Source organism: Nocardioides pocheonensis, from assembly GCF_003725535.1.
Taxonomy (GTDB): domain Bacteria; phylum Actinomycetota; class Actinomycetes; order Propionibacteriales; family Nocardioidaceae; genus Marmoricola; species Marmoricola pocheonensis.
Genome location: NZ_RJSF01000040.1, coordinates 623,397 through 647,322 on the forward strand (window position 1 = coordinate 623,397; position 23,926 = coordinate 647,322).

Consider the following 23,926-nt stretch of genomic DNA (forward strand, 5'->3'; position numbering starts at 1 on the left):
AGGGTCTTAGGACCCCGGTGCCCCCGACATCGGTCAGGCCTGGGGCCCGTCCTCCTGGACCGCCTCGGACGCAGGTACGTCGGACGCCTTGTCGCTCGGCGGGCCCAGCGGCAGCTCGACGGTGACCGTGGTTCCGACGCCCAGCTCGCTGTCGATCCAGACGTCGCCGCGCTGCAGGGCGACCAGCTGGCGCACGCTCGAGAGGCCCAGTCCGGTGCCGCCGTCGGCCTCGGCCAGGGTCCCGCGCTCGAACTCGTCGAAGATCGTCTCGAGGTCCTCGGGGGCGATCCCGCGGCCGTGGTCGGAGACGATGATCCGGCCGCTGTCGGCGTACTGCTCGAACCTGATCTCGATGGGACTCCCGTCCGGTGAGTAGCGGGTGGCGTTGACCAGCAGGTTGGCCAGGACCCGGCCGAGGATCTGCTGGTCGGCGTACACCGTCAGCTCGGAGCGGCCGACCATCACCTCGTGGCCGCTGAGCAGCGGAGCGAGGTCCCGGACGCACGCGGCGGCGACGCCCGGGGCGTAGAGCACCTGGGGGTTGATCGGCAGGGCGCCGGCGCGCACCCGAGCGTGGTCGAGGAGGTTGTCGATCAGGACGGTGAGCCGGCCGACGTTGCTGTGCACGCGGTTGATGTACTCGCCGCGGCGCTCGTCGTCGACGATCGGGATCAGCTCGACGAAGCCCTGGATCGAGTTCAGCGGTGTGCGCAGGTCGTGCGAGAGGGCGGCGAAGAACGACTCGCGCGCGAGCTCGAGCCGCTTGGACTCGGTCAGGTCGCGGGTCAGCTTGGCGTAGCCGATCAGCGCGCCGTGGTGGTCGCGCAGCGCGTTGACCGACACCTCGCCCCAGAACCGGGTGCCGTCGCTGCGCACCCCCCAGCCCTGGTGCTGGGCGCGGCCCGTGCCGCGCGCGCGGTCGAGCAGCCGGTCCAGGGTGCCGTCGCGCAGGTCCTCCTCGGGGTGCAGCAGCGAGAAGTGCCGGCCGATCGCGTCCTCGGCCCGGTAGCCCAGCACCCGCTCGGCTCCGACGTTCCACGAGGCGATCGTGCCGTCGACGTCGAGCCGGAGGATGGCGTACTCGGCGACCTGCGAGACCAGGATCTCGAAGAAGTCCAGGTAGCGCTTCTGCTCGGTCCTGCGGTCCACCAGTTCCAGGGCGATCGCCGCCCGGGTGACGAACTGGTGCGCGGTCTCCAGGTCGCTGGGACCGTAGGGCTCGCGCCCGCGCTCCCGGAGCAGGGCCACCGCCGCGCGCGTCGTGTCGGCCATCCGGATCGGCAGCAGCATCATCGGGCCGATGTCGACGGACTCCCCGGCGCTGACCGACACGCCCGGGTCCTCCTTCGCGTCCTCGATCAGCACTGGGGTCGCGTGGCCGGCGAGCTGCGCGCACAGGCGCTCGTCGAGGTCGATGGTCAGGTCCTCGGTCGGCCCGCTCTGCGAGGCACCCACGCAGTGGAACGGGGTCGGTACGCCGTCCTGGTGGCCCTGCTCGGCCGGCTGCATCACGAGCACGTGGTCGGCGTCGGCCAGCGCCATCGCCCGGGTGGCCATCGTCATCACCGGCCGCTCGACCTCGCCCGAGAACAGCTCCCGGGAGAACCGCTCGGCCTCCTCCAGCCAGCGCTGCCGACGTTGCAGGCTGCGGTGGGCCGCCCGCATGTCCAGGAGGTTGCGGACGCGGTGGTTGAGCTCGACCGGCTGGAGCGGCTTGAGCAGGAAGTCGTTCGCGCCGAGCTCGAGCGCCCGCGTGGAGGCCCCCATGGTGTCGTCGGCGGTGAGCACGATCACCGGCAGCTCGGTGGAGGAGGCCCGCTCGCGCAGGGCGGCGAGCACGGCGTACCCGTCGAGGAAGGGCATGTGCAGGTCGAGGAGGACCAGGTCCGGGTCGTGCTCCTCGACCCAGTCGACCACCAGGCGAGCGTCGTTGATCGTGTCGACGGAGCGCAGGCCCGACCGGAGCAGCAGCTTGAGCGCGAGCAGTGCACTGGCCTGGTCGTCGTCGACGATGAGCACGGGCGACCAGGCGAACGGCTCGAGCATCGCGGAGTCAGCCAGCTGCATCGGGGTCCACAACGGTCAGGGGCCCCTGGGCGGCCACGGAGTCGCCGGGCCTCGTGGCCTGGGCAACGGCGTCGTCGACGATCTCGAGCAGGCGGTGGATGTCGATCGGCTTGGTCAGGTAGGCGATCGCGCCGCTGCTGAGCAGCCGCTGCACCTGGCGGGGCATCGCGTCGGCGCTCACGATCGCGACCGGGATGTCGGCGGTCACGGGGTCGTCGCGCAGGATCTGCAGGACCTCCGCGCCGGGCAGGTCCACGAGGTTGAGGTCCAGCAGGATCAGGACGGGGTGGTGCCGCTTCGCCAGGTCGACGCCCATCCGCCCCTGCATCGCCGGCACGACGGTGACGTCGGGCCGCTGGGCGAGGACGCGCTCGACGAGCTCGACGTTGGCGAGGTTGTCCTCGATGTGGAGCACGGTGAGCGGTCCACCCTCGTCGGGCCGTGCGGCACGCTGGGTCGCCTCCTCGTAGATCTTCGTCGGGCTCTCGACGATCGGGAACTCCGCCCAGAAGGTGCTCCCGCGTCCCGGGGTGCTCTCGACGTCGAGCTTCCCGCCCATCGCTTCGGCGAGGCCGCGCGAGAGTGCGAGCCCGACACCGGTGCCGGGCACGGACGTCTGCTCCGCGCCGAGCCGCTCGAAGGGCGCGAACAGCAGGTGGAACTGGTCCGCCGCGATGCCCGGTCCGGTGTCGGTGACCTGGATCCGGAGCGTGCCGCGCACCGGCTGGAAGCAGCTGATCGAGACCGAGCCGCCCTGGCGGTTGTACTTGATGCCGTTGCCGATCAGGTTCAGCAGGATCTGCTTGAGCCGCTGGCGGTCCGCGAAGATGAAGTGCCCGCAGCCGTGGTCGACGCCGCCGATGAGGTGCACCCCCCGCTCTTCGGCCAGCGGTCGCAGCAGCGACACCGCGGCCCCCACGACGTCGCCGACCAGCACCGCCTCCGGGCTGAGCGACATGTGCCCGGACTCGATCTGGCTGATGTCGAGGATCTCGTTGATCAGGTCGAGCAGGTGCGCCCCGCCCTTGGTGATCTGGCTGACGTTCTCGGCCTGGTCTGGCGTGAGTCCGTCCATCTCGAGCAGCTGCCCGAACCCGAGCACGGCGTTCAGCGGCGTCCTCAGCTCGTGGCTCATCCGGGAGAGGAACTCGCTCTTGGCGCGGTTCGCCTTCTCCGCGGCGATCCTCGCCTCCTGCAGCGACCTGGTGCGCTCGTCGACCAGCCGCAGCGCGTAGGCACGGCGGCGGATCAGCACCTCGGTGAGCAGGCCGAGCACGACCGCGAGCGCGGCGCCGGTGCCGAGGACGAGCCAGGGGAACGCGGTGGCCAGTGGTCCCACCAGGGGATCCCGGGTGGAGACGGCGAGCAGCCACTTCTCGGCGCCCACGTCGAGCAGACGTGTGACCGTGCCGCCGCCCGCGCGGGGGACGTCGCCGGAGGCGAGGACGAGCGCGCCGGAGCTGGCCTGGGCGCCGGTGTAGAGGGCGACGTTGAGCTCGCGGTACGGCGAGCTCGCGGTCGTGGGAGCCGCGGTCCGGCCGGGCAGCTTGCTGCTGATGTAGGCCACGGCCTGCGGGTCGTTCGGCGTGGTGAGGGCGAGCACGACGCGCCGGTTGCTCCCGCTGCCGACGATGCCGGAGATCATGTCCTTCGCGCCCAGGGCCCGTTGCGCGACCTCGGCGAGGTCCGTGGGCAGCGGCGCGCCCAGTGCCGGTACGCCGGTCCCGGCGGCGGCCACCGTCAGGAACGAGCCGTTCTGGTCACGCGCGACCACGACCTGCGATCCCTGGACGACCGAGAGATTGGTCAGGGTGGTGAACAGCGGAGACGCGCCGTCGGCCGCCCCGGCGGCCCCGGCTCCCCGCAGGTTCGTCCGCGCGTCGTTGATCGCGGTGCTCAGGATCGTGCTGACCTCGTTGGTGCGCTCCTTGAGGAGCGTGTGCTCCTGACGGTCCAGGACGTTCCTCGCCACCAGGCCGAGCGCTCCGCCGGCGGCGAAGGTCGCGAGCGCGATCGCGATCGCCGGAAGTCGGCTCGAGGGCGTGCGTCGCGCGGCCGGGCCGCCCTCCTCGACCCGCGCTGCCTCCAGGTCCGCGTCCGGGTCGGTCCGTCTCGGCTCGTCGGCCATGATCCGCTCCCTGCCCGCCGTCTCGGCGATCCCCGTCGAGCCGGCGACGTCGTCCGCGCGCTCGACCGCACGAGCGGCGCACGATGCCGACTGCCCTCCCTCACCAGTTGCTCCGCCCGACCCCCCTGGGCGGTAGCGCCGAGGCGCTGTGCGGAGCGACGAGCCGCGCGTTTTCCCCTACGTGCGGCCCGAATGTGACGGTACGCCCGAAATGCTCGCCGCACATCCCCCGTGCGTCCGATAGGGGTCTTGGTCCTCAACCGGGCAATTGGCTCGAAGCGGATCAGGCCTCGGGAGGTGCCAGGGTCAGCACGAACCGCGATCCGTGCGGCCGGACGTCCTCGTGGTGCAGGTCGCCGCCGTTGGCGCGGGCGAGCTCGCGGCTGATGAACAGGCCGAGTCCGGTGCCGGTCACGGTCCCGGCCGTCACGGTGTCACGGCTGAACCGCTGGAACAGGCTGTCGCGGAAGGCCGGGGCGATGCCGCCGCCGGCGTCGGTCACCGAGACGAGCACCTCACCGGTCGGTGCCCGCCATCCCCGGAGCTCGGTGGCGCCTCCGGCGTACTTCTCCGCGTTGCTGAGCAGGTTCGCGAGGATCTGGTCCAGGTGTCCGGGCTGGACCCACGCCACCAGGTCCGGCTCGACGTCGACCACCGGCCGGTGGCCGGCCGGCTGGGTCGCGGCCGCCTCCGCGAGGCGCGGCGCGATCGGGCAGTGCTCGCGCCGCGCGGTCAGGGTGCCGCCCTCGCTGCTCACCATCGCGAGCACCTCGAGGAGCACCGTCTTGATCTGCGACGCGTTCCGCTCGACCACCTCGAGGGAGGAGCGGACCACGGTGGGGTCTCCGCCGTCCTGCAGGACCTCGCTCCCGATCTGGGCGTGACCGACGATCGCGGTCAGCGGGTTCGCGATCTCGTGGCCGAGCATGCCCATGAGGTCGGCCTTGAACTGGTTGGCCCGTTCGAGCTGCTCGTTCTTCGACGCCAGCTCGGCCGCCGCCTCGGCGCGCTCGCGCAGCGGCTCGTGGAGCGCCGCGCGCTGGACCAGCGCGTAGATCGGCACGAACAGCAGGACGAACCATCCGCCGCCGGTCCACACCGCGGAGAGCAGGCCACCGATGAGCAGCACGCCGCCCTCGGTCGCGTAGTACGACGTGCTCGCGAGCGTGCTCCGCAGCCACGACTCGTCCTCGGCGTGGTTGAGCAGGGCGGGACCGACGAACAGCAGGCTCTCGACGACGAGGAACGTCAACGCCGCGGCCACCATGGTGAGCAGGCCCCTGCCGCCGTTGCCGGCCATCCAGTTCGACTCGTGGGGGCTGACCAGGTGGCGCACCACGGCCGCGGCGACGCCGGCCAGCGCCAGGAACGCTCCGGAGCCGACCCACTTCCACAGCGGCACCCGGAGCCCGCGCAGGCGCGCGTGCAGGTAGGTGGCCGGCACGACCACGAGCAGCCACGGGGTGGTCACCAGCAGCGCGGCGGCGAACGCCCACGCCGACAGGGCCTTGTGGGGCTGGTTGCTGCGCGCGAGCCCACCGGCGAGCACGCGCCCGAACTCGACGTTCAGCGCCGACACGAGCACGAGCAGGAGCACGGTCGACCACGCCGTGTGCGCGGGACGGACCGGACCGACTCCGGAGAGCAGGAAGGGGAGCACGAGCGCGGCCACGCCGCAGGCCAGCAGGTAGGCGCGCAGTGGGCCTGGCGTGCTCCAGAACTCGCCCCACTGTCCGCGGCCTGTCGCGCTCCCGCCGGGGCGCACGGCGGGAGGACTCGCGTCCTCGGTCACGGCAGCGATCTTGGCACAGCCGCCTGTGCTCGCGTCCTCGGCCTGTGGACGGGGACGGCCACCGGCGTACGACGCGCCAGGATGCGGCGCGCCGTAGGCTCGTGGGCAGGCCGCCGTGAAGGAGATGTCGTTGCGCGTCGCACTCGCCCTCGGAAGCGGCGGAGCTCGCGGCTACGCCCACATCGGAGTGATCAACGAGCTCCAGGAGCGCGGGCACGAGATCGTCGCGGTGGCCGGCTCGTCGATGGGCGCGCTCGTCGGCGGTGTCTTCGCGGCCGGGGAGCTGGCCTCCTACACCGAGTGGGTGCTGGGCCTCTCGCAGCGCTCGGTGCTCCGGCAGATGGACCCGGCCCTGGCCTCGGGCGGCGTGATCCGCGCCGACCGGGTGCTCGGGAGCATGGCCGAGCTGGTCGGCGACCGGCGGATCGAGAGCCTGCCGATCCGCTACACGGCCGTCGCCGTCGACCTGCTCGCCGGGCGGGAGGTGTGGCTCGACGAAGGCCCGCTCGACCGGGCGATCCGTGCCTCGATCGGGATCCCCGGGGTGATCGCGCCGACCGCGGTCAACGGCCGGATCCTGGTCGACGGGGGAGTGCTCAACCCCGTGCCCGTGGCGGCCACCGCGACCGCGCGGGCCGACCTCGTCGTGGCGGTCTCGCTGCAGGGACCGCGCGGCCGGCAGCCGTACGCCCCGACGCGCGAGAGCGCCGAGCGCCGGCCCGTCGCCGAGTGGTGGGAGCGGTTCCGCAGCAACGCAGCCGGCATCCTCAGCTCCGACGCCGTCGAGGCGGTGGCCCAGCGCCTCCCGGTACGCCGTACCGCGCCGGACGTGCCCGAGGCGGACGTCGCGGCGGAGCTCGTCGCGACCGCCGACCCAGCGACCGCCGACGGCGCGGCCGACGTGCTCCCGTCCGTCAGCATGCGCGACGTGGTCAGCCTGTCCCTCGACGCAGCCCAGAGCGCGCTGACCCGCTACTCCCTGGCCGCCCACCCTCCCGACCTGCTGATCACGGTGCCCAAGGACGCCTGCCGCACCCTGGACTTCCACCGTGCCGCCGAGCTGATCGACCTCGGGCGCACGCTGGCCCGGGAGGCGCTGGACCGCGAGGCTCCCGAGGACGACCCGGAGCCGGGCGGCACGCAGCCCTGACCCGACCGGCTCAGGTGAGCGACGCGACCAGGATCACGTGCCCGTCGGCCCGACGCTCGAACGCCTCCACCGGCCGGCCGAGCACCTGGGCGGCCGTCTTGATCGCCCACTTGACGTCGATCACCCCTTGCAACGGGCGCGCCGGCACGCGCAGGACGAACTCGTGCTCGGTCTCCAGATCGCGCACGATCTGCAGCACCAGCTCGTCAGGGCGGACGGTGGACATCGCTGCCATCCTCGCCGATCGGCAGCGGTTTGCACCCGGGCCGAAGGGCCTCGATCTGTGGCGGCGCAACCGTTGTGGTCGGTCGTGGCGCACTGGTTTGATGGCGTCGGGCGGGCTCGGCGCCCGACCCGGGCCGCCCGGGGAGGCGGCCGTGCGGCTGGCGTCGTTCAACGTCGAGAACCTGTTCGCGCGCCCCAAGGCGATGGACGAGACCCAGGGTGACGCCGCGACCCGGCGGCAGGTGCTCGCTGCGCACGCCCGCGTCTCCGAGCTGTTCGAGCGGTCGAGCTATGCCGGCGTCGAGGCCGACATCCTCGCCCAGCTCGACGTGCTGGGTCTGCTGCGCTCCGACGACGGCCCGTACGCCGTGCTCCGCAAGGTCCGGGGCCAGCTGGTACGCCGCCCGCGCACCGGCCCGGTGGTCCTGGTCGCGAAGGGCCGGGCGGACTGGGTGGGCTGGATCGAGCTCAAGACCGTCGCGGTCGACGAGGTCGCGACCGAGAACACTGCGCGCGTGCTCAACGAGCTGGACGCCGACGTCGCGACCGTCGTGGAGGCCGACGACCGGCCCGGCCTGCAGATGTTCAACGACGCGATGCTGCCGGCGGTGGGCGGCACGCCGTACGAGCAGGTGATGCTCGTCGAGGGCAACGACACCCGCGGCATCGACGTGGGGTTCCTGGCGCGGACGGCGTACCGGCTGGTGCAGATCCGCACCCACATCTTCGACCAGGACGCTCAGGGGGTGGTGTTCTCCCGCGACTGCTGCGAGTACCACGTCGACACCCCGCTCGGCACGCGCCTGGTGGTGATGGCGAACCACTTCAAGTCCAAGGGCTACGCCTCGCCCGGCGACCCGGTGGGCGCGAAGCGACGGCACCGGCAGGCTGCGCGCGTCGCGGAGATCTACGCGTCCGTGCGCGCCGAGGGGATCGACCACGTGGCGATCATGGGCGACCTCAACGACGACCCGTCCAGCTCCGCGCTCGCACCGCTCCTGGACGTGCCGGGCCTGAGCGACGTCAGTGCACACCCGGCGTTCGACTGGAACCACCGTCGCGGCACCTACGGGTCGGGCAACGAGAAGGAGAAGATCGACTACATCCTGATGTCGGGTCCGCTCTTCGGCCGGGTGGTGGGCGGCGGCGTCTTCCGCAAGGGCGTGTGGCGCGGGGCGCGCACCAAGGACCCGTGGGACATCTTCCCGACGCTGACCGCCAAGCAGCAGGAGGCGTCCGACCACGCCGCGATCTACGCCGACCTCACCGACTTCTGAGCAGGGTCCGGTCGCTCAGGCGAGCAGCTGCTGCGCGAGCGCGGCGCTCGCCGGGTAGTCGACCTTGCTGACCGGGGTGCGGGGCACCTGCGAGACGAACAGCACCTGCTTGGGCACCTTGTAATTGGAGATCAGCGAGCGCGCGTGCTGGCGCAGGTCCTCCTCGCTCGTGGTCGCCCCGGCGCGGAGCTGGACCAGCGCCGTCACCTGCTGGCCCCAGCGCTCGTGCGGGGTGCCGACGACGACCGCGTCGAAGACGTCGTCGTGCCGCAGCAGCACCGCCTCGACCTCCTCGGGGTGCACCTTCTCGCCGCCGGTGTTGATGCACACCGACCCGCGGCCGAGGACGGTCACCGAGCCGTCCTCCTCACGCCGTGCGAAGTCGCCGGGGATCGACCAGCGCACCCCGTCGACCTCCTTGAAGGTGGCGGCGGTCTTGACCGGGTCCTTGTAGTAGCCCAGCGGGATCGCGCCGGTGCGGCCGAGCATGCCGTCGACCCCCGGAGGGCAGGGCCGCATCTGGGTGTCGAACACCTCCACGTCGGCGCCGACGCCGAACTTCGGGGCGCCCGAGGGACCCTCGGAGCCGTCGTCGATCCGGGAGCCGGTGGTGCCGGACTCCGAGGAGCCGTACGAGTCGAGGATGAAGCGGCCGGGCAGCGCCCTGCGGATCTCGTCGCGCACGCCCTCGGACAGGGGAGCGGCGCCGTTCGAGACCGCCGCGAGGGTCGAGAGGTCCCAGCGGTCCGGCTCGGCCAGGATCGCCTCGGCCACGGGCCGCCCCATCGCGTCACCGAGGAAGGTCAGCGAGTGGACCCCCGCCTTCTGCACGAGGTCGAGCACCTTCGTCGCGTCGAAGCTCGGCTCGGTGTAGAGCGCCACGGTGTAGCCGGCGACGTGCCCGTTGCCGAGGATCCACTGGCTGCCGCCGTGCATCATCGGGCCGCAGGCGAGCAGGACCATCGGGTTCTGGTTGGCGGCCGCCTCGGCAGCCAGCTGCTCGACCGAGTCGAACGGCGCACCGAACCGGCTCGCGTTGAGGGCAGCCCGGATGATGTCCTCGTTGCGCCAGACGACGCCCTTCGGGTTGCCCGTGGTGCCCCCGGTGTACAGCACGTAGTGGTCGTCGGCGGAGCGTCCGGCGAGCCGTTCGGTGGACGCCGCGGCCAGCGCTGCGTCGTACTCCTCGCCGAGGACCAGCACGTGCTCGAGCGTGGGCAGGTCGAGCGCGCGTACGGCGTCGACGTGCTCGGGAGCCACGATCGCGGCCACGCAGTCGGCGTTGTCGTAGAGGTAGGCCAGCTCGTCGTGGAGGTACTTGTAGTTGATGTTGATCGGCACCGCCCTGGCCTTCAGGCAGCCGTAGAACGCGTCGACCCACTCGATCCGGTTCGCCGAGTGCACCGCGACGTGGTCGCCCGGGCGGACGCCGAGCGAGAGCAGGTGGTGGGTCAGCCGCGTCGAGCGCTCGTCGACCTCGGCGAAGGTGTACTCGCGGTCCATCGTGACCACGGCCGGCCGGTCGGGGACGACGTCGGCCATCGCCTCGACGATGTCGGCGATCGTGATCGGCCGGGTCGAGGAACTCTGCGGGGTGTCGGCGAGCTGGGTCACGGCGCCACTCTCTCAACTAGAACACGTTCTCGTCCAGAGCGAGGCGGCGTGACCGGCCCAGCCGGCCTACTCAGCCGTGGCCCGCGAGCTCCGCGTCCTCGACCCGCGCCTCGTGGACGCTGTCGTCGATGTAGGCCTGCGCCTGCTCGGGCGTGAGCCGGAAGGCGTAGGACATCGCGTACACCCCGAGCGAGAGCAGCAGCAGGAGACCCGCGCTGAGCCCGAAGTTGAGCTTCTCCAGGTTGCCGGCCGCCGGCTCCGGGTAGTTGCCGAGGTAGGAGATCGCGGTCAACCCGATCAGCCAGGGGAACACCCACGCGCCGGAACGTACGTCGAGCCGCTCGCCCTTCATCTGCCCCGACATCGCGAAGGCGGCGAGCAGCACGAAGCCGAGCAGCACGGCGACCATCAGCTTCCACACGGTCGTCCAGCCGGACCAGTAGACGATCAGGTTCGAGCCCCAGAACGCGAGCAGCGGGATGGTGTGGCCGCCCGGCAGCCGGAAGGGCCGGTCGTGGTGGGGCACCTGGGTCCGCAGCGACGCGTGCACGAGGGGGCCGGAGGCGAACGACAGCACTGTCGCCGAGGTGATGAAGCCGACCAGCTGCTGCCAGCTGGGGAACGGCAGGAAGGCCACCAGCCCGATCACGAAGGCCAGGCCCAGCCCGACCATCGGCACGCCGTTGCCCGTGGTGCGCTCGAGCACCCGCGGCGCGTTGCCGTTGCGGGCCATCGCGAAGGAGATCCGCGAGGTGATCGTCGTGTAGATCAGGCCGGTGTCGCCGGGGGAGACGATCGCGTCGATGTAGAGCATCACCGCGAGCCAGCCGAGGCCGAGCCCGGTGGCCAGGGCGGCCAGAGGCCCGAAGTCGTTGGCGAAGGAGAGCTTGCCCCAGCTGCCCGAGTGCGCGAGCGTCGCGGGGTTCAGCGAGCCGATGAACGCGACCTGGAGCAGCACGTAGATCAGCCCGGTCAGCAGCACCGAGCCGATCACCGCGATCGGCACGTTGCGCCGGGGGTTGTCGGTCTCGCCGGCGAGCTCGATGCCCTGCCGGAAGCCGAGGTAGGAGAACACGATCCCGCTGGTGGCGACCGCGGTGAAGATGCCGTGCACACCGGTGGGTGCGAAGCCGTGGGAGCTGAAGTTGCTGCCGTGGAAGGCGGTGACGAAGAAGGCCCCGACGACCAGCAGGATGATGAACAGCTTCCACCAGACCAGCACGTTGTTGATCCGGGCGAACCAGCGCACGCCGTAGTAGTTGACCGCCACGAACACCGCCATCAGCACGACCGCGGACGCGTAACCCAGGGCGGTCAGCGTGTGCACGGTCTCGCCGTTGACGGTGTGCTCGTTGGTGAACGGCGCGTACTTCGTGCCGTACTGCAGCGCGGCCTCGACCTCGATCGGCGCCGTGGTTGCGACGGCCACCCAGGTGATCCAGCCCGCGGTGAAGCTGGCGAGGTGGCCGAACGCCATGTGCGGGAAGCGCACCACGCCGCCGGAGAGCGGGAACATCGTGCCCAGCTCGGCGTACGTCAGCGCGATCAGCAGGATCAGCACGCCGCCGAGCGCCCACGAGATGATCGCGGCGGGCCCGGCCTCCTTCGCGGCGTTGAGTGCGCCGAACAACCAGCCCGAGCCGATGATCGATCCGACGCTGGCGAAGAGGAGGCCGACGATGCCGACGTGTCGCCTCAGGTCCGGTGCCGACTCGGCGGCTTCTTCCGGAGCGGTCGTGGTGGCCATGTCTACCCTCGCTGTCCCGAGACGCGGGCGGTCTCCAACCGGAGCCCTTACCCAGCACTTCGGAGAACATCCGCGTCCCCTGGAGCCAGCGCCGACCGGTTCGGACCCCCGACCTCGCGGACCGGAGCCGTCGGCCATGATCGTCCTGCGGGCCTCGGGAGGAGACCTGTCTGTCATCGAGCGAGGGGAGTGGCGTGAGCGTCACCGTCTTCCAGAACGCGCACGTCTTCGACGGCCACCGCTACCGCGGCGACGTCGGTGACGTCGTCGTCGAGGGTGGCCGGATCGTCACGGTCGGCGCGAGCGGTACGCCGAGCGGCGCGACCGTCGTCGACGTCGGGGGAGGGTTGCTCGCGCCCGGGTTCGTCGACGCGCACGTCCACGCGATCCAGGGCGGCCTCGAGCGACTCGCATGCGACCTCAGCGGCGTACCGGTGGACGAGGCGGCGTACCTGGCGCACGTCGGCTCCTACGCCGCGAGCCACCCCGACACCGCGTGGATCCGCGGCGGCGGCTGGGCGATGGCAGCGTTTCCCGGGGGCGTGCCGAGCGCACGGGCGCTCGACGCCGTCGTACCCGACCGACCCGTCGCCCTGGTGAACCGCGACCACCACGGCATGTGGGTCAACACCCGCGCCCTGGAGGTCGCCGGCATCCACGCCGGCACGCCCGACCCGCCGGACGGCCGGTTCGAGCGCGACGAGGCCGGCAACCCCACCGGGATGCTGCACGAGGGCGCGATGCGGTGGGTCGACGAGGTGCTGCCCGTGGTCGACGACGACGCGATGCTGGCCGGCTTCCTCGAGGGGCAGTCCTACCTGCACTCCTTCGGCGTCACCGCGTGGCAGGACGCCATCGTCGGCGCGTACGCCGGGATGCAGGACAACGGCCCGACCTACCTCCGGGCCGCGCAGGAGGGCCTGATCTCCGGGACCGTCGTCGGCGCCCTCTGGTGGGACCGCGACCGCGGCGCCGAGCAGGTCGCCGACCTCGTGGAGCGCCGTTCCGCCCTGTCCCACGGGCGGTTCTCGGCCACCGCGGTCAAGATCATGCAGGACGGGATCATCGAGAACGGCACCGCCGGCCTCGCCGAGCCGTACCTCGACCGGTGCGGCCACCACACCGACAACGCCGGCATCTCGTTCGTCGACCCCGCGCAGCTGCCGGCGTACATCGCGGCGCTGGACCGGCTCGGCTTCCAGGTGCACGTCCACGGCATCGGCGACCGTGGGGTGCACGAGGCGCTGGACGCCTTCGAGGGCACCGACCCGGCGCGGCGGCACCACATCGCGCACCTCCAGCTGATCGAGCCCGACGACATCCCGCGGTTCCACGCCCTCGGGGTCGCCGCCAACCTGCAGGCGCTCTGGGCCTGCCTCGACGAGCAGATGACCGAGCTGACGATCCCGTTCCTCGGCGCCGAGCGGGCGGGTCGGCAGTATCCCTTCGCCGATCTCCTCCGCAGCGGCGCGCGGCTGGTCGCGGGGAGCGACTGGCCGGTCAGCACGCCCAACCCGCTGGAGGCGATCCACGTCGCCGTGCACCGCGTCGACCACGGCGGCCTCGCACGGGGCGGCATGGAGCCGTTCCTGCCCGAGCAGGCCCTCCCGATCGAGGCGGCCTTCGCCGCCTACACCAGCGGGTCGTCGTGGGTGAACCACCGCGACGACGCCGGCACGATCGCTCCGGGCGCCGTGGCCGACCTGGTGGTGCTGGACCGCGACCCCTTCCTCGCCCCCGACTCGATCGGTGCAGCGCAGGTCGTCAGCACGTGGGTCGACGGCGAGGTCGTGCACCAGGCCTGAGGGCGCGGTCCCGCAAGAGCTCGCCTCACTCGAGGGGGCTCGCCCGCAGCAGCCGCACCTCCTCGATGTCGAGGCGAGCCTGCACCTGGCGCAGCACGATGTCGTCGATGCGCTGCTCGTCGCGGAGCTCGAGGAGCGCCTCGCGCCGAAGGCCGATGAGCGCGAGGGACAGGCTCGTGTACTGGTCGTCGTGCTGGACCACGGGGTCGCCGTCGCCCTCGGCCGTCACCAGCATGCGCTGCTTGCCCAGCTCGTGGCGCACGCGGTCGACCACCTTCGGACCGGAGCCGAGCTCCTGGGCGGTGGTGTCCAGAGCGTCGATGGCCGCGTCGAGGGTGTACTGGTCGGCGAAGCGGAACTCCTCGTCGACGGAGGTGTCGACCGGCAGCCGCGCGAACCGCACGACCGACGGCAGCAGCAGCGCCTGGAGGAGGGTCAGCACGATCACGCCGCACGTGATCAGCACGATCAGGTCGCGGTTCGGGAACGGCGCGCCCGAGTTCAGCGTGTGGGGGACGGCCAGCACGGCGGCCAGCGAGACAGCGCCGCGGAACCCGGCCATCGCGCTCACCGTGCGCTGCCGCGCCGGCACCCGGCGCAACCGCTGCGCCGGACGGCGATCGAGGAGCCGGATGAGGTACGGCGTGGTGAAGAGCCACAGCCACCGCACGGCGACCACCACGCCCGTGATCGCGAGGACGTCGACGCCTGCGCGCGCGATCGAGGCGCTGTCGAGCCCGCGGTACGCCGCCTGGGCCGACAGCCCGACCAGGACGAACAGCGCGCTGCTGAGGATCGTGGTGGACAGCGCCCAGAACGGGATCACGATCTGCCGCGTCACCGCATTGGTGATCCGCGGGGTCACCTGGCTGATGAACAGCCCGCAGACCACGACGGCCAGCACGCCGGAGGCATGGGCGAGGTCGGCCAGCAGGAACGCGGCGAACGGCGTCACCACCATCGCGATGCTCTCGAGCATCGGGTCGTCCATCCGGCGGCGCACTCGCCAGCTGATCAGTCCGATCAGGGCTCCGGCCAGCACGCCTCCGCCGTACGCGAGGACCAACAGCCAGGTCACGTGCCAGCCGGTGAGGTGCTCCTCGCCGACCGTCACGCCCACGGCCAACCCGTAGAGGACCAGCGCCGTGCCGTCGTTGATCAGGCTCTCCGCGCGGAGCACGGTGACCGTACGCCGCGGCAGGTCGCGGGCCAGCACGCCTACCGCCGTCGCGTCGGTGGGCGCCAGCGCCGCCCCGAGCACCCAGGCGGGCCCCCACGCGAGCCCGAGCCCGTGCGCAGCGGCGGCGACCGCGCCGGCGGTCGCGACCACCAGCACGGTGCTGGTCAGCACCACGACGCGGAGGTTGTTGCGGATCTCCCGGAGCGAGGTGGTCAGGCTCTCCCAGTAGAGCAGCGCCGGCAGGAACAGCAGCAGCACCGCCTCCGGCGGCAGCTGGGCCTGCCGCAGGTGCGGCACGAACCCGACCAGCACCCCGACCACCACGAGCGAGATCGCCGGCGCGATCGGGTAGCGCCGCGCGAGCGCACCGCACGCGACCAGGGCGACGCCGAGCACGACCACCATCTCGAGTCCAAGCACGCACACATCCTGACCAGCCCGTTGCCCGGGGACCAGGGCGGACCGGCAGGTGGAACCGGTCAGGGTCGGACGAGCTGTGCTTGGATGCCGCGAGCTCGTTGTTTTCGACGCCGCGGCACCAGCGCTCTTAGGCGGAAAGACGCACGTGTGCCTGGGAGCCAGCCGCTCAGCTGCCAGCTGATCTGACCTGACTTCACACGCTCGTTTGAGAGTCTCCCGCCCTGGTGAGGGTCAATCGCCGAGCGAGGCGACGACAGCCTCGCCACCAGCCCAGGTCGCCACGAGTGCAGGGCCACGAGCTGCGCCGCCGTGGGCCAGGTCACGGGCGATGTGCACGGCCTCGCCTTCGATCGATGCCCCTGGCGTCGCGTTCAGCTGCACGGACGATTCCCTGGTCCCGACCAGACGACCTTCTTCCCACATCTCGAGGACGGCCTGGTGCTGCTCATCCAGGAGCGCGCGACGGAAGCAGCCGAGCGCGACGGGGTCGGTGGTCCCGTCGTACAGCCAACGTTGCCCCAGCTCGGAGTGCTGCATGGTGCTCATCAGGCGTGCTTCGTCACTCTCGAGTGGAGCGCCGCGATAGGTGAACACGACGTGCTGGATCTGCTCTCCGCGTCGTGCGACGAAGCCCTCGACCCCCACTTCGCCCGCGGGGTCGTCGAACCGGTACGACCCGAGCACCTCGACCGACCCACCGAGCACCGCCTCGAGCAGCTCGCGCTTGGTCGGACGAATCGTTGCCGCCGCATGCACGATCGCCATGCTGCCGACGATACCGAGGGAGAGGACCGCCCGACGTCCCGGCGCGTTCCCGCCGGATGCTCATCGGCTGATGGTCTGTTCACCGATGTGACCATCTGGCGGCGGAGAGAAGGGCCTCCCGCTGCAGGTTGTCTCCACACCGTTGATGTCCCTCGCGCGAGCCGGCCCGGTCAGGTGCCGTCCTCGGTCAGGGTCGTGGGCGGCAGCCAGTCGGCTCCGAGGAGCTGGGCGAGGTCGGCGAGGCCGGTGGTGTCACTTCCCACCGTGTCGGAGGCTGCGGCGATCCGCTCCACCATCACCCTGCCGACCTGCTCCTCGACCGTGCCCTCGGCGTATGCGATGTGCCACGGCGAGACCTGGTGGTCGCGGTGGGTGCGGCCGGTCACCTGCCGGCCGGCAATTCCGGAGAAGCGGGCCTGGTGGAAGACGCCGACGCGCGGCTCGGTGCTGGCCCGGCGGCCGTCGGCGAGGGTCTCGCCGGCGTGCAGGCTGATCGAGGCGACCGCGGTGAACACGCAGACCTTCGCCTGACCGGTCTGGAACCGGAGCCGCTCGGCCTCGGGGTCGAACCGGTCGCGGCCGTAGATCGAGGCGACCTCGATGCCGCTGTCACGCAGTCGATCGGCGATCGGGTCGGCGGCAGTCGCGACGAACTCGACCGAGCACGCCACCTGCCGCTCGGCCTGGACCTGCTGGGCGATCCACTCGACCGTCGAGTCGACCCGGATCAGCCCGGCCTTCTGCCGGAAACGCAGCAGCGCGGCCCGACCCTTCGCGACGCTGCGGCCACGTCGCGCGATGTCCATCTCACGACAGAACTCGCCCCACTCGGCCTCGTACGCGGTCCGCTCCGCCGGCGTGAGTGCCACGGGCATGCCGGAGATCGGCACCGGCCCCCAGGGCGCGGCGCGGTGCAGCATCGCCGGGGGACGCTCGTCGGCGAGCCAACCGCGTACCAGCTTGAGGTCCGCGGTGCGTCGCGCCGCGTCGGTGGTCCAGGTCGCGCCGTAGCGCCCCTGCTCCACCCCGACGCCGTGGCGTGCCAGGGCGGTGGTGAACGCGGCCGCTGGTTGCGCCGCCGATGTCCACGCCTGCATCGGCTCGTCGAGGACTTGCGCGTACGCCGGAGCGAGGTACGCCAGCTCCAGGGGCGTGTGTCCGGGCGTGGCGGTCGTGGCGATCACGAACGGTGCCTGGTCGTGTGGCCGCCCGTGCCCGGAGATCCGCTCCCAGTGCTTCCACCGCTTCGTCGTCGTACGTCGCAGCGCGTGGGCCTCGTCCGCGATGATCACGTCCCAGGTGTGGCCCTTGACCTTCTCCAGCCGGTCCCAGGTGATCACGACCCATTCCAGACCCCCGTCGCCCAGGGCCGTGATCGTGCGGCACCAGTGGCCGATCGTGATCGCGGCGGGCCGGTCGGCCACGACGAGCACCCGTCGCGCGCCGCGGAGGTCGCCCACCGCCGTCGCCCCGAGGACCGCGGCGATCGTCTTGCCGACGCCGGGCTCGTCGGCCAGCAGGAACAACCGTCCGCCCGCCGCGGCGCGCGCCGCGATCGCATCGGCCGCTTCGAACTGGGTCCGCCGGGGCTCGAGCGCGTCGGTCGGCTCGGGGCTGGGCGTCGGACTGCCGGGGTTGAGGGCGTTCTCGATGAACCGACCGAGCGTGTACGGCCCCGGGGCGTAGGGCGCGAGGTGCGCGGGCAGAGCGCGCCCGACGAACAGGTGGGCCTTGACGGCCGCGTGCCAGGTGGCGCCGTCGACCTGCGTCCCGTAGGGGACGTCGAGCACCCACAGCCGCTCGCCCGGCCCCGCGGCCGGCAACGGCCGCTGTCGCGTCCCGCTCCGGCGCGGCGACGCGCGGCGCCGACGAGCGCTGGGTGGGCGACGACTCGGCATCCCCGGACGCTATCGGGGTCTGCCTCTCGAGGAGCCCCGGCTCGCCCACGTCCGCGGGCGACGCGAAGCTGTCGCAGCGATGTGACACGGGGTGCCGGGAACGCTGGCGTGCTGAAAGGTTAGAGCGACGCCCTTCCCGACCCGACGCGCGAGCCCAGCTCGGAGGGTGTTGGCTCGTCCGGCGCCGGGCAGGGAGCCGGGGCGGACACGTCCGACCGCGGCGCCAGCTTCGCGCGGAGGGGGCGCTCGACGAAGCGGAAGCTCATCTCAGCGAGGACGACGAACATGGCGATCCAGACGACATCGCCGGCCACCGTGTGGCCGAGAAGGTGGAGCGCCGCGATCCGGGCCAGGACGTTCCACAGGTAGATCGAGTACGACCGTTCGCCCAGCCACCGCATGGGGGCCGTCGACAACAGCCACCCGGCCGCCGCTCGCGGTTGCGTCACCACCCCGATCAAGGTGACCAGCGCCAGTCCCGTGCCGGCGACGATGACCAGGGAAGGGTGGTAGGTGTCGTTGCGGTGGGCCAGCACGGGCAGCAGGGGGACGGCCAGGAGGGCGCCGGGCGCAAGGCGCCGTACCGTGCGCGACAGCCAGCCGTTGAGGACCACGATCCCGAGCAAGGAGCCGACCAGGACCGGCAGCGCGTTGGTGTCGCTCCCGAAGTACTCGTGCTGGTCGTACTTCACGCTTCGGCTCAGGCCGAGGTAAAGGTCGAGGGCGAGCGTGACGCCGATGAACAAGGCGACGAGCGCGGCACATGCCCGAGGACTGCGACGGTAGGCCCACAGCAGGACGAACGGCCACAGCAGGTAGAACTGCTCCTCGATCGAGAGCGACCACGTGTAGTTGAAGTAGTCCTTGGTGGCGAAGGCCTGGTCGGTCCAGTCGAAGAGGCTCGTGGTGTAGGTGACCGAGGCAGCGGCGGGTGCCAGAACTTGTGCGACGCCCAGGTCCGGTCGCCCGATCAGGAGCACCACGATCGTCGCGGCGACGACGGCGAGCAGGCCCGGGAAGAGGCGCGCCGCGCGTCGACGAAAGAACGCCCGCACCTCGATGGTGCCGGCCTGGAGCTCGCGCACCAGCATCGTCGTGACGAGATACCCCGAGAGACAGAAGAACACGGTCACGCCGACGTAGCCATCGATCAGCGGCCTCGTCGGGGCGTGCTGGCCGAGGACCAGGAGGATCGCCGTGCCGCGGATGCCGTCCAGTCCCGGGTGGTGACCGCGGTTGCGCGGGAGGACGTCGGCTGTCCCCATCACGGCACCTCCGGCGGCCCGGCGACGCGTTCACGCCTCGCCCCTACTCCTCTCGACGTACGTTCCGAGGTCCCGGTTCAGTCGTTGTCAGGCGAGCTGACGTGCACCTCGGCTCACCGGAGTGACGCCGCCGACGTGCGTCGGCTCTGCTGAGTCACGTCGGTTGTCGGCTCGAGCTTGAGGACATCGACGTCTTCCAGCGACGCGCCGGCACGAGAGTGTGTGCGCTGTATGTAGCGGCCCGCATTGAATCGTCAGCTCATCGATCGTTCCGTGGGTCCCACCCGCGGCGGTAAGACGCGCGCGCGGCGCGCGTTCGGTCACGGCGTGAGCAGACGCCTGGTTAGCGCGTGAGTGCGAGGTCGGCGATTCGCAGGATTCGCTCGTAGTACGGCTGAGCGTCTGGTGGGAATGCTCCGATAGAGCGCCGGAGCTCGTCTGCGGCCTGTGACAAGCGAGACCTGTCCAGGCCGGAGAGCGAGCCGACCCTGGTCGCCCAGCCGTAGAGGTCGGCACCGATCATGACGGCGTCCACTTCTCCGTACTCCAGACCCTTCTCGACGGAGTCGGGGAACGGCTCGGCCATGTGTAAGCGCATCTCTTCCGCGAGAGTCTCGGTCACGGCAGCAGCGTAGATCCGGAGTACCGCTCATCGACATGAGTGCGCCTGTACGCGGCGGAGTGACGCGCGTTCAGGTTGCGCGGATCGCAGCATGAGCGGATTCGTGGGCTTACCGCGTGCCCCACCCGCAGGGGTGTAGCGCTCCTCGTCAGGTGAAGTGCAGCCTGCTTCTAGGTCTGGAGGCGCGAGCCCCGAGACCTGGCGGGAGAACTCCTCGCTCATCCCCCGTGGCGAGGAGTTCCCCCGAGCCCCGAGCGTGCCATCAAACCCGGAGTCCAAGGCCACGCATGTCCGCCATCAGCGATCAGAACCTGGAAACCGTAGGTCCCATCGGAGCCATCGCCGAGGCGGTCGACATCCTCATGGCAAGGCACGGCATCACTGAAGACGCCGCCATCGACCTGCTGGTCCGAGCGTCGGGCGAAGCCAATGCCAAGGTGCGCGAGACCGCTGGGCGCATCGTTGCCGGGGCGACCGGACAGTAGATCCCCGCTCAACCTTCCAGCCTCCCCTGTTGTTGCCAGAGTGGGCCGACCAGCGGTCACGCCCGTGCCGCGCAGGCAGCGGCAACGTCACAGCGCGGCACAGGCCAAGTTCCCGGGCGTACGCCGCGGGCTAGAGTGTCTAAGCATGGCGGAGGTGAATAACCCGCTGCGGCTGGCCATCGTCGATGACTATCCCCTAGTCGTTGCAGGAGTCGCCTCGTTCCTGGCGGCCGAGCGGATCGACGTGGTGGAGACCGGGGCGATGACGGCTGTCATCTCAGACGTCGACATCGTCCTTTATGACACGTTCGGTCAGGTGCAAGGTGTCGGCATCGATCTGGAGGACTTCGTCCGCGACAGCGGCGCGAAGGTGGTCATCTACAGTTGGAATCTTGAGCCGGAGATGATCAGCCAAGCGTTGGCCGGTGGTGCCAGTGGTTACCTTTCAAAGGTGCTCACCGGACCCGAGATCGTCGCCGCCCTTGAGCGGGTCATGCGCGGCGAGGTCGTCGTCATCACCGGTGACAACGAGACGAGCGTCGGTGGGGTGGGCGACTGGCCTGGCCGTGCCCAGGGGCTCTCTCCGCGTGAGGCGGAAGTGCTGGCGTTGATCACCCAAGGATTGAGCAATCAAGAGATCGCTGATCGTGCCTTCGTCACCATCAACACGGTGAAGTCCTACATCCGCTCCGCCTACCGCAAGATCGGGGTCACACGACGCCCACAAGCAGTGTTGTGGGCAGTAACGAACGGCTTCAAGCCCGACACCCTGCGCACCGTCGACCCTGCCCTCCTGAAGCGGCCGTCGCCAGCGCAGGCTTCCCAGCCTCCTAGGTCATAGGCAACGCGTCAGCCAACCTGGTCAGCACGTCGTGATGATGGACCGGCGCAGCGTGAGGGGCGCCGGGACTCTGCATGGGAGCGCGTCTACAGGCGGCGGAGTGACGCACCTTCGAGACCAAGCGGATCGCGGTCCGGGCAACGGCTCGACACGATGTTCGTGCGGACTTCAGCCGGATGAGGATCGAGACCGGTCCACTCCAGCAGGTGGGTGGTGGGCCGACCCATATCGGCGCACGCAACGTCGTAGCAAGGTCCATGGCGTCACAAGCGTCGCCCCGGCAGCCCTGACACGTCGCCACGGGGCCGGCTCGGCCGACCTCTGGTCGACCTGTGCCGCAGCCTACGGTTCGAGAAGGCCGCGGACGACCGCCTCGGCTGTTTCTGCGAGCGTCGTGTGGTGACTCCGGGCATAGCGCCGCAACGTTTCGAAGGCCTCGTCGATGCTGATACCGCGGCTGCCTGCTAGAAAGCCCTTGCCCTGCTCGATGGAGACTCGGCTGGTCAAGGCCCGCTGAAGCTGCTCGATGTGTTCGACCTGCTCGCGGACGTGCGCGTCGTGGACCAGGAAAGCAGTGGTCAGCTCGGCCATCATCGAGGCGGCGGCCAGGTCCTCATCGGGCCAGTCCCGCGACTCTCGTGAGTACAGGCCGAGGACCCCAATGGCCTCCGCACCCAGCTTCATCGGGACCGACGCCACGGCTGTGATACCTACCTTGGCGGCCGTCTCGCAGTAGACCGGCCAACGGCTCCGCTCCTCAGCCAACTCCGCGACGGTGACCACGTCGCCGCTGCGCCAAGCCATGACGCAGGGGCCTGACTGGCTCTGCTCTTGAGCGCGCCCCACCGAGGCGATCCCGCTGTCGTGCGCGGTCTGAAGGACCAGCCTGTCGCCGTGAACAAGGCTCACTGCGCTGCCGCTGAGCCCGAGCACGTCAGTGACCCGAAGGGCCAGTTCGTCGAGCGACGTCTGCGCGTCGAACGGCGTGACGAGCTGCTGCAACGTTGAACTCGCCAGCGTTTGGAGGAAGAGCTCGCGGTCATACATCGCGGCCTCTCAGGTATGACCCTCTCCCCGGTCACGATACGCGCCGTGCCACGAATCTTTGGCCGATTCGCTGGATCCCAATGAGACTGAACGCCTGTCGAACGGAGTGTTCGCTCAACGGCTATAAGCGGGCGCGCGCCACCCGCGGCTATGACGCAGGTACGTGTCTCATCTGTCGCCCTCGGTACCCGCAGGCGGTGCCCGAGCCACGACCGTCACCTCAGCCGTGCAGTGGGTCCTGTCCTCGGTCATGCCTCCTCGCGCAGCGCACGTACGCCGGCCTCGACTCTCGGTATACGTTTCGGGCATTCCGTTTTCGGGGACTCTGTCCTTGAGGGATGACCCATTCTCGGGGGTGCCTATGACGTCAGCGACATCGACAGATCCTCAGTGGGATCGGGTTATCGAGATCGCCGCGAAATTGTGGATCGACGGTCAGTACGTCGCCGAAATCGATCCTTCGCCGGCGCAGCACTTCGTCGACCTCCAGTGGGCCGCTCACCAAGCGGGGCGTGTCCTCGGTGGCCGTACGAGAGTGCACGTCGGGCCGTCTCGCGGGCCCGCTGATCCAACGGTCACGGTGACCGTGACCTACGTCGATCCGGACGGGCGGAGCCTGCAGCGCGCGGAGGAAGGCTTGGAGAAGCTCATGCGCACGGTGCTAGCTGAGCAGGCCAACCGTTGAATGCGCCACGGATCCAGTTCGCCGATCCGTGCTGACACGCAGCGCACCGAAACGCGGCGGAGTGACGCTCGTAACGGGCTAGTGCTCGCCTGCCGCGTCGAGTGTCGCAACGACGAGACGTGCGGAGGCATCTCTCGCCGGACCGACATCTAGGCGATACGCGCCGAAGTTCACGATGTAGAAGTCATCACCGACTTTGGAGTGGACTGGCCTCCAGTCATCCGGTCCCATCGATCCATCCTGTTGGCGATTGCCTATGCCCTCGACGTAGGCATCGAAGTGCTCGTAGATGTTTCGGACGTGCTCGATGTCGGGCACGTCCGCCTTAAACACCTGAACCGCCGTGTTGCCTTTGCCGAGCACGCGCTCGGCACCCCGCAAGACGTTGCGCAGTGCATCGGCGAACAGCATCACGTCGACTTGCGCATCTTCGAACTCGGCGCCGAAGATGCGGTCAGCCTGTCGTTGGACTGCCTGATCCCAAATGAACGTCCATGTGGCCCAGTTGCCTCGGTGGTCGCGCATGCACACATTCTCACCTGAGTCGCTGTGGTATGCCGCGGAGCGCGCGAAGGCGGCGGAAAGACGCGCCTTGACGTTCGAATAACAGGACACATCGTTCCGAGATCCAGAGCTACCGCTCGTACGGCGGATGCACGCCGAGCCCGGCCTCGCGCGCACGGACGATGGCCTGCGACCGGTCGGCGACGGCCAGTTTCGCGAAGATGTTCGAGACGTGGTTGCGGACGGTCTTCTCCGAGATCGTCAGCCGTGTCGCGATCCTGCTGTTGGAGTCGCCGTGAGCCAGGAGGTCGAGGACCTCGCGTTCGCGGTCGCTGAGCTGCGGGAAGGTCTCCGCGCTCCGCGCAGCGCCGTGGGCGAAGAAGTCGAGGACTCGCTGAGCGACTGCCGG

At 70.6% G+C, this 23,926-nt stretch carries 20 protein-coding genes; 6 read left to right on the forward strand and 14 right to left on the reverse strand.

The genetic code is table 11. The features are described from left to right. Positions 1 to 33: 33 nt before the first annotated feature. From EFL26_RS13845 to EFL26_RS13855, 3 genes are all read right to left on the reverse strand, one after another. On the reverse strand, positions 34 to 2,067 hold the full coding sequence (locus tag EFL26_RS13845) for an ATP-binding protein (RefSeq protein WP_123223426.1): 2,034 nt from the start codon (positions 2,065 to 2,067) through the stop codon (positions 34 to 36). Next, positions 2,054 to 4,195 (reverse strand): ATP-binding protein, encoded by a 2,142-nt coding sequence (locus EFL26_RS13850; protein ID WP_123223427.1) that lies wholly within the window; start codon positions 4,193 to 4,195, stop codon positions 2,054 to 2,056. Before EFL26_RS13850 ends, EFL26_RS13845 begins: the two co-directional genes overlap by 14 nt. Before the next feature lie 283 nt (positions 4,196 to 4,478). Beyond that, on the reverse strand, positions 4,479 to 5,987 hold the full coding sequence (locus EFL26_RS13855; RefSeq protein WP_123223428.1) for a sensor histidine kinase: 1,509 nt from the start codon (positions 5,985 to 5,987) through the stop codon (positions 4,479 to 4,481). Between the two features lie 130 nt (positions 5,988 to 6,117). Here EFL26_RS13855 and EFL26_RS13860 point away from each other — a divergent pair, with 130 nt between their 5' ends. After that, positions 6,118 to 7,137, forward strand: a complete 1,020-nt coding sequence (locus tag EFL26_RS13860) for a patatin-like phospholipase family protein (RefSeq protein ID WP_246000185.1) — start codon at positions 6,118 to 6,120, stop codon at positions 7,135 to 7,137. 10 nt (positions 7,138 to 7,147) lie between these two features. Here the strand turns inward: EFL26_RS13860 and EFL26_RS13865 are convergent, their stop codons facing one another. Then, positions 7,148 to 7,363: a hypothetical protein gene (locus tag EFL26_RS13865; RefSeq protein WP_123223429.1), complete on the reverse strand. Its 216-nt coding sequence runs from the start codon at positions 7,361 to 7,363 to the stop codon at positions 7,148 to 7,150. 100 nt (positions 7,364 to 7,463) lie between these two features. Here EFL26_RS13865 and EFL26_RS13870 point away from each other — a divergent pair, with 100 nt between their 5' ends. Then, positions 7,464 to 8,639 carry an endonuclease/exonuclease/phosphatase family protein gene (locus tag EFL26_RS13870; protein ID WP_221176951.1) on the forward strand — a complete coding sequence of 392 codons (1,176 nt, stop codon included), beginning with the start codon at positions 7,464 to 7,466 and terminating at the stop codon, positions 8,637 to 8,639. Between the two features lie 15 nt (positions 8,640 to 8,654). Here EFL26_RS13870 and EFL26_RS13875 read toward each other — a convergent pair whose 3' ends face one another. Further along, on the reverse strand, positions 8,655 to 10,253 hold the full coding sequence (locus EFL26_RS13875) for an AMP-binding protein (protein WP_123223431.1): 1,599 nt from the start codon (positions 10,251 to 10,253) through the stop codon (positions 8,655 to 8,657). Between the two features lie 70 nt (positions 10,254 to 10,323). Further along, positions 10,324 to 12,000 carry an APC family permease gene (locus EFL26_RS13880; protein ID WP_123223432.1) on the reverse strand — a complete coding sequence of 559 codons (1,677 nt, stop codon included), beginning with the start codon at positions 11,998 to 12,000 and terminating at the stop codon, positions 10,324 to 10,326. A gap of 194 nt (positions 12,001 to 12,194) precedes the next feature. Here EFL26_RS13880 and EFL26_RS13885 point away from each other — a divergent pair, with 194 nt between their 5' ends. Further along, positions 12,195 to 13,805 (forward strand): amidohydrolase, encoded by a 1,611-nt coding sequence (locus tag EFL26_RS13885; protein ID WP_221176952.1) that lies wholly within the window; start codon positions 12,195 to 12,197, stop codon positions 13,803 to 13,805. Positions 13,806 to 13,830: 25 nt separating this feature from the next. Here EFL26_RS13885 and EFL26_RS13890 read toward each other — a convergent pair whose 3' ends face one another. The 5 genes from EFL26_RS13890 to EFL26_RS13910 all read right to left on the reverse strand — a co-directional run bounded on the left by EFL26_RS13890 (position 13,831) and on the right by EFL26_RS13910 (position 19,955). Next, complete coding sequence (locus EFL26_RS13890; protein ID WP_123223434.1) at positions 13,831 to 15,405, reverse strand: Na+/H+ antiporter; 1,575 nt, start codon at positions 15,403 to 15,405, stop codon at positions 13,831 to 13,833. Between the two features lie 231 nt (positions 15,406 to 15,636). After that, entirely contained in the window at positions 15,637 to 16,170 is a 534-nt protein-coding gene (locus EFL26_RS13895) for a maltokinase N-terminal cap-like domain-containing protein (RefSeq protein WP_123223435.1), read from the reverse strand. A 170-nt stretch (positions 16,171 to 16,340) separates the two neighbouring features. Then, entirely contained in the window at positions 16,341 to 18,068 is a 1,728-nt protein-coding gene (locus EFL26_RS13900; RefSeq protein ID WP_123223436.1) for a DEAD/DEAH box helicase, read from the reverse strand. Between the two features lie 119 nt (positions 18,069 to 18,187). Continuing rightward, positions 18,188 to 19,333: an acyltransferase family protein gene (locus EFL26_RS13905; protein WP_123223437.1), complete on the reverse strand. Its 1,146-nt coding sequence runs from the start codon at positions 19,331 to 19,333 to the stop codon at positions 18,188 to 18,190. A gap of 343 nt (positions 19,334 to 19,676) precedes the next feature. After that, a complete protein-coding gene (locus EFL26_RS13910) occupies positions 19,677 to 19,955 on the reverse strand; it encodes a hypothetical protein (RefSeq protein WP_123223438.1) in 279 nt (92 codons plus the stop codon). A 287-nt stretch (positions 19,956 to 20,242) separates the two neighbouring features. On the opposite strand from EFL26_RS13910, the gene EFL26_RS13915 reads away from it, so the two are divergent. Then, the gene (locus EFL26_RS13915; RefSeq protein ID WP_123223439.1) at positions 20,243 to 20,440 is read left to right on the forward strand and encodes an ANTAR domain-containing protein; all 198 of its coding nucleotides are present in this window, start codon (positions 20,243 to 20,245) and stop codon (positions 20,438 to 20,440) included. A 145-nt stretch (positions 20,441 to 20,585) separates the two neighbouring features. Further along, positions 20,586 to 21,281 (forward strand): response regulator transcription factor, encoded by a 696-nt coding sequence (locus EFL26_RS13920; protein WP_123223440.1) that lies wholly within the window; start codon positions 20,586 to 20,588, stop codon positions 21,279 to 21,281. A gap of 342 nt (positions 21,282 to 21,623) precedes the next feature. On the opposite strand, the gene EFL26_RS13925 is transcribed toward EFL26_RS13920, so the two are convergent. Then, a complete protein-coding gene (locus EFL26_RS13925; RefSeq protein WP_123223441.1) occupies positions 21,624 to 22,328 on the reverse strand; it encodes a GAF and ANTAR domain-containing protein in 705 nt (234 codons plus the stop codon). A gap of 361 nt (positions 22,329 to 22,689) precedes the next feature. Between EFL26_RS13925 and EFL26_RS13930 the strand changes: the two genes are divergently transcribed. Continuing rightward, complete coding sequence (locus EFL26_RS13930) at positions 22,690 to 23,013, forward strand: hypothetical protein (protein ID WP_123223442.1); 324 nt, start codon at positions 22,690 to 22,692, stop codon at positions 23,011 to 23,013. Between the two features lie 78 nt (positions 23,014 to 23,091). On the opposite strand, the gene EFL26_RS13935 is transcribed toward EFL26_RS13930, so the two are convergent. Together EFL26_RS13935 and EFL26_RS24745 are read right to left on the reverse strand one after the other, a co-directional pair. After that, a complete protein-coding gene (locus EFL26_RS13935) occupies positions 23,092 to 23,538 on the reverse strand; it encodes a hypothetical protein (protein WP_123223443.1) in 447 nt (148 codons plus the stop codon). Between the two features lie 109 nt (positions 23,539 to 23,647). After that, positions 23,648 to 23,926 (reverse strand): helix-turn-helix domain-containing protein (locus EFL26_RS24745; protein WP_246000186.1); only part of this gene is annotated, 279 nt, incomplete at its 5' end.